The 13,690-nt window shown below is 66.6% G+C and carries 12 protein-coding genes; 6 read left to right on the top strand and 6 right to left on the bottom strand.

What is annotated here, in order from left to right:
• Positions 1–3: 3 nt before the first annotated feature.
• Entirely contained in the window at positions 4–1,215 is a 1,212-nt protein-coding gene (locus ACYJP6_RS13200; RefSeq protein ID WP_459475462.1) for a glycoside hydrolase family protein, read from the top strand.
• A gap of 42 nt (positions 1,216–1,257) precedes the next feature.
• Here ACYJP6_RS13200 and acnA read toward each other — a convergent pair whose 3' ends face one another.
• A complete protein-coding gene (gene acnA, locus ACYJP6_RS13195; protein WP_459475461.1) occupies positions 1,258–3,948 on the bottom strand; it encodes an aconitate hydratase AcnA in 2,691 nt (896 codons plus the stop codon).
• A gap of 196 nt (positions 3,949–4,144) precedes the next feature.
• Between acnA and rlmM the strand changes: the two genes are divergently transcribed.
• Both rlmM and tusA read left to right on the top strand, forming a co-directional pair.
• On the top strand, positions 4,145–5,206 hold the full coding sequence (gene rlmM, locus ACYJP6_RS13190) for a 23S rRNA (cytidine(2498)-2'-O)-methyltransferase RlmM (protein ID WP_459475460.1): 1,062 nt from the start codon (positions 4,145–4,147) through the stop codon (positions 5,204–5,206).
• A gap of 199 nt (positions 5,207–5,405) precedes the next feature.
• Positions 5,406–5,645, top strand: a complete 240-nt coding sequence (tusA, locus tag ACYJP6_RS13185; protein ID WP_027597771.1) for a sulfurtransferase TusA — start codon at positions 5,406–5,408, stop codon at positions 5,643–5,645.
• Positions 5,646–5,852: 207 nt separating this feature from the next.
• Here tusA and ACYJP6_RS13180 read toward each other — a convergent pair whose 3' ends face one another.
• From ACYJP6_RS13180 to ACYJP6_RS13170, 3 genes are all read right to left on the bottom strand, one after another.
• On the bottom strand, positions 5,853–6,503 hold the full coding sequence (locus tag ACYJP6_RS13180; protein ID WP_459475459.1) for an SGNH/GDSL hydrolase family protein: 651 nt from the start codon (positions 6,501–6,503) through the stop codon (positions 5,853–5,855).
• An 84-nt stretch (positions 6,504–6,587) separates the two neighbouring features.
• Complete coding sequence (locus tag ACYJP6_RS13175; RefSeq protein WP_459475458.1) at positions 6,588–8,738, bottom strand: mechanosensitive ion channel family protein; 2,151 nt, start codon at positions 8,736–8,738, stop codon at positions 6,588–6,590.
• A 93-nt stretch (positions 8,739–8,831) separates the two neighbouring features.
• Positions 8,832–10,193, bottom strand: a complete 1,362-nt coding sequence (locus ACYJP6_RS13170) for an MATE family efflux transporter (RefSeq protein WP_459475457.1) — start codon at positions 10,191–10,193, stop codon at positions 8,832–8,834.
• 130 nt (positions 10,194–10,323) lie between these two features.
• On the opposite strand from ACYJP6_RS13170, the gene pdxB reads away from it, so the two are divergent.
• Positions 10,324–11,487, top strand: coding sequence for a 4-phosphoerythronate dehydrogenase PdxB (gene pdxB, locus ACYJP6_RS13165; protein WP_459475456.1), 1,164 nt, complete (start codon positions 10,324–10,326; stop codon positions 11,485–11,487).
• 79 nt (positions 11,488–11,566) lie between these two features.
• Here the strand turns inward: pdxB and ppnP are convergent, their stop codons facing one another.
• Both ppnP and ACYJP6_RS13155 read right to left on the bottom strand, forming a co-directional pair.
• Complete coding sequence (ppnP, locus tag ACYJP6_RS13160) at positions 11,567–11,848, bottom strand: pyrimidine/purine nucleoside phosphorylase (RefSeq protein ID WP_145011040.1); 282 nt, start codon at positions 11,846–11,848, stop codon at positions 11,567–11,569.
• A gap of 87 nt (positions 11,849–11,935) precedes the next feature.
• Positions 11,936–12,487, bottom strand: coding sequence for a 3'-5' exonuclease (locus tag ACYJP6_RS13155; RefSeq protein ID WP_459475455.1), 552 nt, complete (start codon positions 12,485–12,487; stop codon positions 11,936–11,938).
• A 185-nt stretch (positions 12,488–12,672) separates the two neighbouring features.
• Between ACYJP6_RS13155 and ACYJP6_RS13150 the strand changes: the two genes are divergently transcribed.
• On the top strand, positions 12,673–12,927 hold the full coding sequence (locus tag ACYJP6_RS13150) for a YkgJ family cysteine cluster protein (protein ID WP_145011034.1): 255 nt from the start codon (positions 12,673–12,675) through the stop codon (positions 12,925–12,927).
• 47 nt (positions 12,928–12,974) lie between these two features.
• Complete coding sequence (locus ACYJP6_RS13145; protein ID WP_459475453.1) at positions 12,975–13,574, top strand: START domain-containing protein; 600 nt, start codon at positions 12,975–12,977, stop codon at positions 13,572–13,574.
• Positions 13,575–13,690 lie beyond the last annotated feature (116 nt).

The following is a 13,690-nucleotide window of genomic DNA, read 5'->3' as shown; positions in this document are numbered from 1 at the left end:
CTGATGCGGGTCCTGCCTTGGGCGGTGGCCGTGTTGATCATGCTGGCGGCCGCCCCTAGCGATGCACGTGAACCGGTCTTCCGCAGTGAACTGCCACTACCCCTGGGGGTGCAGATCGATCCGGAGACGATTACCGATGAGGATCTACGGCAACTGCGGGAAGTCGGCTTCGACTTCGTGAGGTTCGGCATCCGGCCATTAGTCGCCCAGCGAACGGCGGTGCCGGTCGACTATCCTCGACTGACCGCACGTATTCGAGCGCATGGGCTGCAGAGCCTGGGGACCCTCTTCGGCGGTGCCGGCGTCTGGGGTCCGACCAGCTCCAGCGTAGACGATCCTGCTCAACGCTTCGCCGATTTCGCGGCCGACATCCTCGGTAACGCTGCGCTTCGGGTAACGGCCTTCGAGCTCTGGAACGAACCCGAGCTCAAGACCTTCCTGAACCCGGCACGCCAGGACCAATTCGAGCAGGCCATGCGCCTGACCTGCGAGCGGCTGGAGCGGGTCCCGTGGCGTCCGGCGCTGGCCGGCTTCGGTTTCGCCCGCTTTCCTTTCGATGAGCGTAACGCCAGGCTCCAGGAGCTGGCCTTTCAGTTGCTGAAGACGGGCTGCCTCCAGGAATTATCGGTCCATCCCTACCGCAACCAGCCGGAAAGCGTCATTGGCGATTATCGGCAGCTCGCGGCCAGCGCGGCCGAGCGGGGAATTCCCCGGTTGACGATCCTCGCCTCGGAGTGGGGTTATGCGAGCGTGCTGCCGCGTCGATCGCAACACGCGCAGGCGCAACTGCTGGTGCGGACCTACCTGTCCAACATCGCTGCCGACGTTGCTGCGCTCAACCTCTATGCCTGGCGAGATCGCGGTACCAATCCGCTAGCGCGAGAAGACAATTTCGGCCTGGTCGATTATCGGGGTCAACCGAAGGAGGCGTTTCATGCCCTGCGTGACACCCTGCAGGTGCTGCGCGGTTATCGGCTATCCAGCTACCACTTGCAGGGCCAACTGCATCGCCTAGTACTGAGCAATGGCAAGAGCCAGCTGTATCTGTACTGGACGGATGGCACCGCTGTTTCTCTGCCGTCCGACGACGTACCGAGGGAGGCGTGCGAGATGCTCTACCTGGGCAGCACCTCGCAGTTCTCGGCTTGCCCGCCTGCCGGAGGTCTGGGTCGATTGATAGACAGCCGACCGCTTGCCCTGCGCATGAAGCCTTGAGACGACCGGGCGGACTTCAATCAGCTCCGCCCGGTCCTTCACTCAGGCTTTGAGGAACTCCCGTAGCACAAAGTGCAGGATGCCGCCGGCCTTGAAGTAGCTCACTTCGTTGACCGTATCGATGCGGCAGAGCACCTCGACGCTTTCCAGGCTGCCGTCCTCGCGGGTGATCTCCAGGGTCAGCGGCATGCGCGGGCGCAGCTCTACGCCATCGATGCCCAGCACGGCGATCTTCTCCTTGCCGGTCAGCCCCAGGGACTTGCGATCCACGCCGTCCTTGAACTGCAGCGGCAGCACGCCCATGCCCACCAGGTTGGATCGGTGGATACGCTCGAAGCTCTCGGCGACCACGGCTTTCACACCCAGCAGGTTGGTGCCCTTGGCCGCCCAGTCGCGGGAGGAGCCGGTGCCGTATTCCTTGCCAGCGATGATCACCAGCGGGGTATTTTCCAGCTCGTACTTCATGGCCGCGTCGTAGATCGACAGCTTCTCGCCACTGGGCACATGGTAGGTATTGCCGCCTTCCTCGCCGCCGAGCATCTCGTTCTTGATGCGGATGTTGGCGAAGGTGCCTCTCATCATGACTTCGTGATTGCCGCGGCGCGAGCCGTAGGAGTTGAAGTCGGCATAGGCCACGCCGTGCTCCGCCAGATAACGCCCGGCAGGGCTGTCCTTCTTGATGTTGCCGGCAGGGGAGATGTGGTCGGTGGTCACCGAATCGCCCAGCAGCGCCAGGATGCGCGCGTCGTGGATGTCGGCGATGCGCGGCGGATCGCCGGCGATACCTTCGAAGAACGGCGGATTCTGGATGTAGGTGGAGTCGGCGTCCCAGACATAGGTCTCGGCGTCCGGCACCTGAATGGCCTGCCACTTCTCGTCGCCGTCGAACACCGCGCCGTATTGCTTGTGAAACATGGCGGTGTCGAGCTTCTGCACGGCTTCGGCCACTTCCTGCTGGCTCGGCCAGACGTCCTTCAGATAGACCGGCTGGCCATCGTTACCGGTGCCCAGCGGCTCCTGGGTCAGATCGACCTTCACGCTGCCGGCCAGGGCATAGGCCACCACCAGCGGCGGCGAGGCCAGCCAGTTGGTCTTGACCAGCGGATGCACGCGACCCTCGAAGTTGCGATTGCCGGAGAGCACCGAGGCCACGGTGAGATCGGCGTCCTGGATGGCTTTCTCGATGGGGTCGAGCAGGGGGCCGGAGTTGCCGATGCAGGTGGTGCAGCCGTAGCCCACCAGATCGAAGCCAAGGTCGTTGAGATAGGGGGTGAGGCCGGCGGCGTTGTAGTAGTCGGTCACCACCTTGGAGCCGGGGGCGAGAGACGACTTGACCCAGGGTTTGCGCATCAGGCCTTTCTCGGCGGCCTTCTTCGCCAGGAGACCGGCAGCCATCATCACGCTGGGATTGGAGGTATTGGTGCAGGAGGTGATGGCGGCGATGACCACGGCGCCGTCTTCCAGCTGGAAGGTCTGGCCATCCAGCTGGACTTCGACGCTGCTGCCGACCTTGCTGGCCTCGGCCTTTTTCGGCGCCAGGGCGGTGAAGTCGCCAAAGGTCTTGGCCACCTCGCCGAGCAGCACGCGGTCCTGGGGCCGCTTGGGACCGGCCAGGCTGGACTGGACCTCGCCCATGTCCAGTTCGAGCACGTCGGTGAAGACCGGCTCGTCACCGGGGTTGCGCCACAGGCCCTGGGCCTGGGTGTAGGCCTCCACCAGTTGCACGGTCTCTTCGGGGCGACCGGACAGGCGCAGGTAGTCGAGGGTGATCTGGTCCACCGGGAAGAAGCCGCAGGTGGCGCCGTATTCCGGCGCCATATTGCCGATGGTCGCACGGTCGGCGAGGGGCAGGGTGGCCAGGCCGTCGCCGAAGAATTCGACGAACTTGCCCACCACGCCCTTCTTGCGCAGCATCTGGGTCACGGTCAGCACCAGGTCGGTGGCGGTGATGCCCTCGCGCAGCTTGCCGGTGAGCTTGAAGCCCACCACCTCGGGGATCAGCATGGACACCGGCTGGCCGAGCATGGCCGCCTCGGCTTCGATGCCGCCCACGCCCCAGCCCAGCACGCCCAGGCCGTTGATCATGGTGGTGTGGGAATCGGTACCGACCAGGGTGTCGGGGAAGGCGTAGGTCTTGCCGTCTTCGTCCTTGGTCCAGACGCTGCGACCCAGGTATTCCAGGTTGACCTGGTGACAGATGCCGGTGCCCGGCGGCACCACGCGGAAGTTGTCGAAGGCGTTCTGGCCCCAGCGCAGGAAGGCGTAGCGCTCACCGTTGCGCTCCATCTCGATCTCGACGTTCTCGTGGTAGGCGTTCTCGCTGGCGTAGCGGTCCACCATCACTGAGTGGTCGATTACCAGATCGACCGGGGAGAGCGGATTGATCCGCTGCGGATCGCCACCGGCCTTGGCCACGGCTTCGCGCATGGCGGCCAGGTCGACCACTGCCGGTACCCCGGTGAAGTCCTGCATCAGCACCCGCGCCGGGCGGTACTGGATCTCGCGATCGGCGGAGCGGGTCTTGGTCCAATCGGCCAGAGCCTGGAGGTCCTCGCCGGTCACGGTCTGGTTGTCTTCCCAGCGCAGCAGGTTTTCCAGCAGCACCTTGAGCGACTTGGGCAACTGGTCGAGAGTGCCCAGGGTCTTGGCCGCGTCGGGCAGGCTGTAATAGTGGTAGGTGCGGTCGCCTACTTGCAGGGTCTTGAGGCTTTTGAGGCTGTCCAGGGCTGGCATCAGGGTCTCCTTATCGACGGTTCGACGCTTGCCCGCTGGCCGTTCGAGCCTCGAAAGGTGAAGGAGACCCGTAGCAGCGCTGGGCGGACTGATTTTTCTAGGTGTAGTACTGGACCGATAGGCGCGGTCTACGTTCCCTGTCCGGCGCGCTGGGGTATAGTGCGCGCCCTGCGTGACCGCTCGAGGAAGCCCCGTCGTGAATACCCTGTTGCTGCTATGCCGTACCGGTTTCGAAGGCGAGGTCTGCGCTGAGCTCGGTGAGCGCACGGCGCTGCTCGGCGTGCCCGGCTATGCCCGCGGCAAGCCCGGCGAGGCCTACGCCGAATTCGTCTGCGGCGATGCCGAAGGGGCTGCCCGGTTGATGCAGAACCTCAGGTTCGCCGAGCTGGTCTTTCCCCGCCAGTGGTCCCGCGGCGCCTTTCTCGACCTGCCGGAACAGGATCGCATCGGTCCGTTGTTGGAGTGCCTGGCCGACTATCCGGTCTGCGGCAGCCTGGCCCTGGAGATGCCCGACACCAACGACGGCAAGGCACTCTCCACCTTCTGCAAGAAATTCGAACGCCCCCTGACCCTTGCCCTGCGCAAGGCCGGTCGCCTGGTGGACGACCCCCGGGCACCGCGCCTGCAACTGACTTTCCTCAGCGGTCGCCAGGTCTTCGTCGGCCTGGTCGAGCCGGGTAACGCCGCGCTCTGGCCCATGGGTATCCCGCGGCTCAAGTTTCCCCGCGAGGCGCCCAGTCGCTCGACCCTCAAGCTGGAAGAAGCCTGGCACCAGTTCATCCCGCGCGCCGAATGGGAGACTCGCCTGGCGCCGGAAATGCGTGCCGTGGACCTGGGCGCCGCCCCCGGTGGCTGGACCTGGCAACTGGTGGCCCGCGAGATGCTGGTGACGGCGGTGGACAACGGCCCGATGAACGAGGCGCTGATGGACACCGGTCTGGTGGAGCACCTGCAGGTCGACGGCTACGCCTTCGCGCCCAAGCGGCCAGTGGATTGGATGGTCTGCGATATCGTCGAGAAACCGGCGCGCACCGCCGCGCTGATCGAGCGCTGGATCGGCGAGGGCCATTGCCGCGAGGCGGTGGTCAATCTCAAGCTGCCGATGAAGCAACGCTATCGCGAAGTGGCCGGTATCCTCGAGCGCCTGCACGACCACTTCGAAGACCGCGGCCAGCGCGTCGTTATCGGCTGCAAGCAGCTCTACCACGACCGCGAGGAAGTGACCTGTCATCTGCGGCGGCTGGATCGGAAACCCTGAGAACCTATCCAAAGTTTGCTGCGCGTCGGCCAGGCTGCGTTAAAAACCGCCTGGATCGCCAGCCCGGTCGAAATGCTCATTTACAGCTCGTAAACTGCGCTTCCTCGGCGATTTTCGCCTTGCCTGTCTCTAGCTCGCGAAACTTTGCACAGGTTCTCGCGCCTACTCGATGTCTATTTAAGCGTTTTCTGGAGTACCGATGACCCTCGAAGCCGATGCCACTCTCGACGCCAGCGGGCTGAATTGCCCGGAGCCGGTGATGATGCTGCACAACAAGGTGCGCGACATCGCCCCCGGCGCCCTGCTCAAGGTCATCGCCACCGATCCCTCCACCCAGCGCGACATCCCCAAGTTCTGCGTCTTCCTCGGCCATGAGCTGGTGGAGAAGAGCGAGGGGGAGGGACGTTATCTGTATTGGATTCGCAAGAAGGTGGAGTGAGCGTCCGTCGCTGTAGGTTGGGTTGAGACGGCTTCAGCGTCGAAGCCCAACGGTACAATGTCGGGCTAGGTCTGTTGGGCTTCGCTGCGCTCAACCCAACCTACGTTACTGCGCATTCCGTAGCGTGGAAAACCGCGCAGCGTTTTCCACTCCATGTCCCGGGACCCGTGGACAAGACTGCGCCGTTATTCACCCTACGCTCCACGGTCAGGCAACACCCAGGCCCCTGACCACGCCCACCAGATGCTCGCCCAACAGCCGATGCTGGTCCGCCTCGAAATGCACCCCATCCACCGGGCTTACCTGAATGATCTCACCCGCATCGACGAAGGCCGCGCCCTGGGCTTCGGCCACCTGGCGATAGCGCGCCGCCAACTGGCGTGACTTGGCGGCGCCGCCGATGAAGATCTCGCCGAGAAAGCCCACTTCGTCGATGGGTACCGGGGCCATGACGATAAGCTCGGGCTGGCCACCCTCCGGGCCGGCGTTGCAGCGCCTGATTTCTTCCAGCAGCACCTGCAGGGCGCTGGCGATATCCGCCGGCCCTACCGACAGGCGCGTCTTGAGATCGTTGGTGCCCAGCATAAGCAACAGGACGTCCACCGGCAGGTGGCTTTCCAGGCAGGGCCGCAAATAGCTCAGGCCGTTCTTGTGATGGCCGTCGATGGGATCGTCGTGGACCGTGGTGCGGGCCGGCAGGCCTTCCTCGATCACCCGCCAACCGTCGCCCAGGCCGCGGGCCAGCACGCCGGTCCAGCGCTCGTCCCAACCGAAGCGTTCGAGCACGTCCGGTTGGGTCAGGGGGCGGGTGCCGTGGGTGTTGGAGTCGCCATAACAGAGCAGGGTGCGCGCAGGCATGTCGGGATCTCGCAGGGGCGGGTGAGTAACCACCCTAGAAGCTTTTCTCGCGAGCCGCGAGGACCGGCAGTCGTGCCAGCCACCCTAACCCTCACCGGGTGCTTCCCCCCGCGTCGCCTGGTCCAGCGGTGAGCCACCGACCTCGTAGCGCACGTTCATGCGCGGCGAGGCCAGTTCGATGCCGGCATCGTCCAGGTAGCGCTTGAGCCTGAGGTTGAAGGCCCGCGAGACCTCCCACTGCTTGATCGGCGCGGTCTTGAAGCGAAATCTCAGGATCGCCATGCCCGAGTCGAAGCTCTCCACTCCCTGCAGCTCCAGCGGCGACCAGATGTCCCGTCCTTGCAGCGGGTCCTGGCGCAGCGAGCGACCCACTTCCTGGACCATCTCGATGGCCTTGTCCACCGACAGCGCCTGGGGAATCGGCAGGCGGAAGATGGCGTAGCCGAACTGCCGCGAGTAGTTCTGGATGCTCTTGATCTCGCTGAAGGGGATGGTATGGACGATGCCGTCGATGTCCCGCAGCCGCACGGTGCGGATGGTCAGTCCTTCCACGGTGCCCAGGTGATTGCCCACGTCGACGTAGTCGCCGATGGCCAGGGAATCCTCGATGATGATGAACAGCCCGGTGATGAGGTCGGCCACCAGGCTCTGGGCACCAAAGCCCACCGCCAAGCCGATGACGCCGGCGCCGGCCAGCAGCGGGGTGACGTTCACCCCCATGTTGGCCAGGGCGACGATCAGCGCGATGACAAAGATGGTCAGGAACAGCACGTTGCGGATCAGCGGCAACATGGTCTGGGCGCGGGCGTTGTTCGGATTGACCCGGTGCAAGTTGAGGCCGCGGTGGACGGCGGTGTCGGCCAGGATCCACACCAGCCAGGCCAGCAGCAGGGTACCGCCGAGCCCGAAGAACTTGCCGGCCACGACATGGCCATCGCCCTCGCTGAACCTCAGCAGCGATACGTTCCAGGCGCGCAACGACAGTTCCAGGGCCACCAGCCAGATCACGATGCCCAGCACCACCACGAAGAAGGCGCGCAGGCGCTCGGCGTAGGCCTCCTGCAGCCGACCGCCATGGCGCGGCCGCAGCAGGCGCGCCCGCACCAGGGCGTTGAGACCGAGCGCCGCGCCCATCAGCACGGCGCACAGCAGCGCCCGGCGCAGGGCGTCGCTGGTATCGCCGGCGGAGACGAAGGTCGCCACCAGGGAGACCGCCACCAGGATCAGCACCGGCAGGTGCCAGAGCCGGGCGACCAGCTGGCGTACCCCCTGCAGGCCACGCAGTGCCTGGCGCTTGGCCAGCGGCTGGTTGCGGATCAGGTGGGCCACCGGGCGGCGGAATCGGAGGACGAACTGGCCGGTGAGCAGCGCGGCGCAGAGGTTGGCGGCGATGGCGATGATGGCGGCCAGGTGGGAGCCCAGTGTCTCGGCCAGGTGCGGATCGCTGGCCGCGCCGCCAAGGGCGGCCAGGCTGCCGATAATCCACAGCGGGCGGAAGGCCCGTCGGCGCAGGATCAACAGTGCTCGGCTGCGATGGGCGCCGCTGGGTAGCGAGCAGATCACCACCACGGTGGCGGCGAACAGCGGGCCGGTCACCGCCGCGTAGGCCAGGGTGACGGCGACGGTCTTGCCGAGGGAATCCGGCAGCCAGAGGGACACCACCAGGGTGATGACGAACGCCAGCAGCCAGGGCGCCAGCTTGCGCAGGGCGAAGCGCACCAGGTCCAGCGTGCGGGGCCGCAGCGGTAACTCCTCGGACAGGCCGAACCTGATTCTCAGACGATGGCTGAGTTGTTTCAGACCGAGGGCGCAACCGGTCCAGAAGGCCAGGGTGATGACGAAACCCGACAGCAGGTTGAGGCGCTGGTCGGGGGCTGGCGCCAGGGCGACCAGCTCGGCGCCGGCCTGGTCCAGCTGGAATTGCCAGCGCTCGCGCAGGTTGTCGCGCTGCAGCTGTTGCTCGACCACTGTCAGGGTGTCGGTGATCAGGCCGATCACGCCCTGGGAGGCACTCGGCTCCGCCTTGGCCTGGGCGGCCTGCAGCTTCTTGAGATCTTCCAGGAGCCGATGGCGTTGCTGGTCGCTTTCCAGGGTCTTGATAACCTGGTCGAGGGACTGGCCGAACTGGGGATCGACCTGGTCCTTCTCGGCGCTGGGCAGGCCTGGCAGCGCCGCCTGGACCGGACCGATGAGCAGGAAACAGAGGCAGAGCAGCTGTAGCAGGCGAAGGATCATCGAAGTCGCACGCTCGCGAAAGGGGGGAAACGCCCGTCGACGGCGGCGCCAGGCGCCGTCCGACGAGGCGGGCAGTGTAGCAAGGTGAACGGGCTAGACGCTGCGGATGCGTCGGCGGGCACTGCGCGCCAGGCGCACCGACAGCAGGATGGCCGCGCAGGTCAGGCCCAGCACCAGGCCCTGCCAGAGCCCGGCCGGCCCGCGCGGTGCGCCGAACCAGTCGCTCAGCCCCAGCGCCCAGCCCACCGGCAGGCCCACGCCCCAGTAGGCCAGCAGGGTGATGACCATGGTCGCACGGGTGTCCTGGTAGCCGCGTAGGGCGCCGGCGGCGGTGACCTGGATGGCGTCGGAGAACTGGAAGATGCCGGCGAACACCAGCAGCGACGCGGCCAGCTGGATCACCGCCAGGTCCTGGGAGTAGAGCCCGGCGATGAAGGTACGCGCGGTCAGCATCAGGGTGCAGGAAACGCAGGCGCAGAGCAGCCCGGCGGCCATGCCGACGCCGGCGGCGAAGCGCGCCTCGCGCGGTTCGCCACGACCAAGGGCCTGGCCGACCCGTACCGTCACCGCCATGCCCAGTGCCAGGGGCACCATGAACACCAGGCCGGAGAAGTTGAGCGCCACCTGATGCCCGGCCACCACGGTCGGGCCCAGCTCGCCGATCAGCAGCGCCACCACGGAAAAGATGCTCGACTCGGCGAACACCGCGATGCCGATCGGCACGCCGATGGCCAGCAGGGCGCGCAGTGTCGGGCCATGCGGCCGCTCGAAGCGGGCGAAGATGGCACAGGCGCGATAGCGCTCGGTGCGGATGATCGCCAGCATGGCCAGCAGCATCGCCCACATCACCGTGCCGGAGGCGAAGCCGCAACCGGCGCCACCGAGCGCCGGCAGGCCCAGGTGGCCTTGGATGAAGATCCAGTTCAGCGGCACGTTCAGCGCCAGACCGGCGAGGCCCACCAGCATGGCCGGGCGGGTACGCCCCAGGCCGTCGCTGAAGCAGCGCAGCACATAGTAGAAGGCGGTGGCGGGCAGGCCCATGGCGATGCCCTTGAGGTAGAGCAGGGTCGGACCGATCAGTTGCGGATCGACGTGCATGGCTACCAGCAGCGGCCGGGCGTTGAGCAGCAGCAGGCTGGCGATCAGCCCGCAGCCCAGCGCCAGCCAGAGGGCCTGGCGTACCAGCGGGCCGATCTCGCCGCTGCGGCCGCCACCATGGCGCTCGGCCACCTTCGGCGTGGTCGCCAGCAGGATGCCGGTCATCAGCAGGAACACCGGTATCCATACCGAATTGCCCAGGGCGACGGCGGCCAGGTCCAGCGGCCCGACCCGGCCAGCCATCACGGCATCGACGAAGCCCATGGCGGAGTGGGAGAGCTGGGCGATGACGATGGGCGCGGCCAGTGAGAGCAGGGCGCCGAATTCACGTCTGATGCGGGGCAGGGAGGAGGTCACTTGATCGTTCGGTCAGCTTCGGGGCGGATAGTCTAGTCCTCGTGGTCAGTGTGACAAGTCTTGCGGTAAGCGTTGCCTGGCCTGGATCGCCTGCTAAAGTGCCGGTCCCCGTTCCTGCGAGTGCCCAGGCATGCACATCCTTGCCGACGAAAACATTCCGCTGCTGGAGGCCTTCTTCGGTCCCCATGCGACCCTCGAACGCCTGCCGGGCCGTGCCTTCGACCGCGCGGCGGTGAGTCGCGCCGATGCCCTGCTGGTGCGCTCCATCACCCGCGTCGACCAGGCATTGCTGGCGGATTCGCCGGTCGGCTTCGTCGGCACCTGCACCATAGGCACGGATCATCTCGACCTCGGCTATTTTACCCAGGCCGGCATCCACTGGAGCAACGCGCCCGGCTGCAACGCCCGCGGCGTGGTGGACTGGGTGCTCGGTGCGCTGCTGGCGTTGGCCGATGGCGCCGGGGCGGACCTCGCCCAGCGCACCTATGGCATCGTCGGCGCCGGCCAGGTCGGTGGTCGCCTGGCCGAGGTGCTGCGCGGCCTGGGCTGGACGGTGCTGGTTTGCGATCCGCCGCGTCAGGCCAGGGAGCAGGGCGACTTTCATGGGCTCGATGAGTTGATCGAGCGCTGCGACGTGCTCTGCCTGCATACCCCACTGATCCGCGAGGGCGAGCACCGCACTCTGCACCTGTTCGATGCGGCGCGACTGGCCCGGCTGCGCCCGGGCACCTGGCTGCTCAATGCCTGCCGTGGCGAGGTGATCGACAACGCTGCCCTGCGCGCGCACCTCGCAGGCGGCGCCGAGTTGGCGGTGGCCCTGGATGTCTGGGAAGGCGAGCCGGGCATAGACGCCGAGCTGGCGCGGCAGTGCGAGGTAGCGACGCCGCATATCGCCGGTCACAGCCTGGAAGGCAAGTGGCGAGGTACGGCGATGATCTACGAGGCCTTCTGTGCCTGGGCCGGCATTACCCCGCGGTTGACGCTGGCCGAGCTGTTGCCGGCGCAGCAACTGGAGCGGCTGGTCTTCGGTCTGGAAGCGCCGGAGGCCACGGCCTTCAAGCGCCTGTGCCGGGCGGTCTATGACCCCCGTGACGACGATGCGGCGCTACGCGCGACCCTCGGCCTGCCGACCCTGGCGCGGGCCCAGGCGTTCGACGCCCTGCGCAAGGGCTATCCCATGCGTCGGGAGATTCCGGGGCTGGTGCTCGAAGGGGCGGGCATGGCTCGGCTGGCGAGTGCCCTGGGGTGCGATTGGCGACATGGCGGTGGGTCCGAAGGCGGTGACGTCGCTTAGGACCGGTAGGAAGGGGAAGCGTTCAGGCAGGCTGGCGCCCGCCAGTCGGCCCCGGGGCCGAGCGACGGGCAGCGCGGACTCAGTGGTATTCGCAGAGGTAGGCGGTGTCTTCCGCCACCTTCAACTGGAACTTGGCGTTGGCGGGCACGGTGAACTGGCTGCCCGCGGCGAAGGTTTCCCAGTTCTCGCTGCCCGGCAGCTTGACGGTCAGGGCGCCGGCCACCACGTGCATGACTTCCAGCTGGCTGGTGCCGAATTCGTAGTCGCCGGGCGCCATGACGCCCAGGGTGGCGGGCTTGGACTTGAGGCTGAAGGCGATGGACTTGACGGTGCCATCGAAATATTCGTTGACCTTGAACATGGGGATTTCCTTGTGCGAGAGCGGGTGTGACCGTCCGCGAGTATGCCCAAGGCCATCCGCGGCTGTCACCGGTTCCCTGCCTTCTCGTCAGCGCGCGAAGGCCGGCAGACTGGCCGGCAACAGCTTGGCGGTATTGCGCGCGTCGGTCTCGGCGCGGTGCAGCACGCCGGTGAAGGCCAGGCCGGCGGCCTCCAGCGCAGCAGTCAGGCCAAGGGGGCGCGGCAGCCCGCGGGCCTTGGCGAAGGCCTGCTTGAGGTTGCGGTGCGGTACCCGGGCCAGATGGGTGTGCAGGTCGTGTTCGCGCCAGGCGCGCTCCAGCAGGCGGCGATCAAAGTCGCCCCAGCTGCACCAGCCGGCAAGGGTCGTCTCGTAGCCGCTCAACCAGGTCTCGAAGGCGGGCCAGGCATCGTCCAGGGGCTCGGCACCATCGACGTCCGCCTGGCTGATGTGGGTGAGGGCGCGGCAGAAGGGGGTCAACAACGGCAGGCGCAGGGGCTGGACGAAGGTCTGGTAGCGATCCAGCTCCAGGCCCTCGGCATCGACCATCACCGCGCCGATCTCGATGATCTCCATCAGTTCTATGGGCCAGCCGCCTTCGTCGGTGGTCGCTTCCAGGTCCAGCACCAGCCAATGCTTCATCGTCACGCCCTCGGGCCAGCCGCCTCGATCATCGCAGATAAGACGGTGGAAACGTCCAGGGGTTGCGTGGCACTTGGTGAATGAACGTAACATTCATGACTCGATGGGGACGTCTGGTCACGATTTGCTTGTGACGCTCCCGCCTTGCTCTTAAGCTTGAGGCCTGTTTCCCGCGAGTTTCACCCATGGAGTGCCGTCCGGGTTGTGGCGCCTGCTGTATCGCGCCGTCGATCTCCTCACCGCTGCCACGTATGCCCCAGGGCAAGCCATCCGGCGTGCGCTGCGCCCATCTGGACAGCACCAACCGCTGCGACCTGTTCGGCTCGCCGCTGCGCCCCGCGGTGTGCGGCGGCTTCAAGGCCGAGCCGGACTTCTGCGGCAGCAGCAGCGCCGAGGCCCTGGCGATCCTGCTGCGCCTCGAGGGTGAAACCGCCGCCTGATCCGCACTACCCAAGGCTCCGACAACCACAACAACAAGGGACGTCCCATGCACAAGCCGCTTCGCTCCATCCTTGCCCTGACCCTGCTCGCAGCCACCGGCCTGGCCCAGGCCGACGATTGGCAGCTCGCCAAGCAGGAAGACGGTGTCCAGGTCTATACCCGCGCCGTCGCCGGCTCCAAGTACAAGGCCTACCGCGGCGTGGTCCAGATCAAGGCCGACCCGGCCACCATCGCCCGCTTGCAGGACGACCCGGCAGGCTCCTGCAAGTGGATCTTCCGCTGCCAGTCGCTGCAGGTGCTCAAGCGCCAGGACAACCAGGCCTGGACCTACATGCGCATCGACATGCCGTGGCCAGTCACCGCCCGTGACGTGGTGCTCCACGTGACCGAGCAGAAGACCCCCGACGGCGGCTTCACCCGCACCCTGGAAGGCGTGCCGGACTATCGGCCACCGGCAGACGGCTACGTACGGGTCGCCAGCTTCCAGGGGCAGTGGCGCGTGGTGCCGAAGAACGGCGGCGCGGAGGTCACCTACGAGGCCCAGAGCGAACCGGGCGGCAGCGTGCCGTCCTGGCTGGCCAACAGCTTCGTGGTGGACGCTCCGCTCAACACCCTGAAGGGCCTGCGCCAGGCTGCGCAACGCTGATCGAAAGGCGTGGCTCCGGCGGTCGAACCTGCTGGAGCCGAGGCGCCCGGGCAATACCACCCCTGTGGTTACTAGCCTTCCGGTATGGCACGCTTGTCCTTGCCGTTGGTTAATAC

This window comes from Pseudomonas sp. No.117, assembly GCF_054558395.1.
The sequence above is the reverse complement of the archived record's forward strand: the minus strand, read 5'-3'. Positions and strand labels throughout refer to the sequence as shown.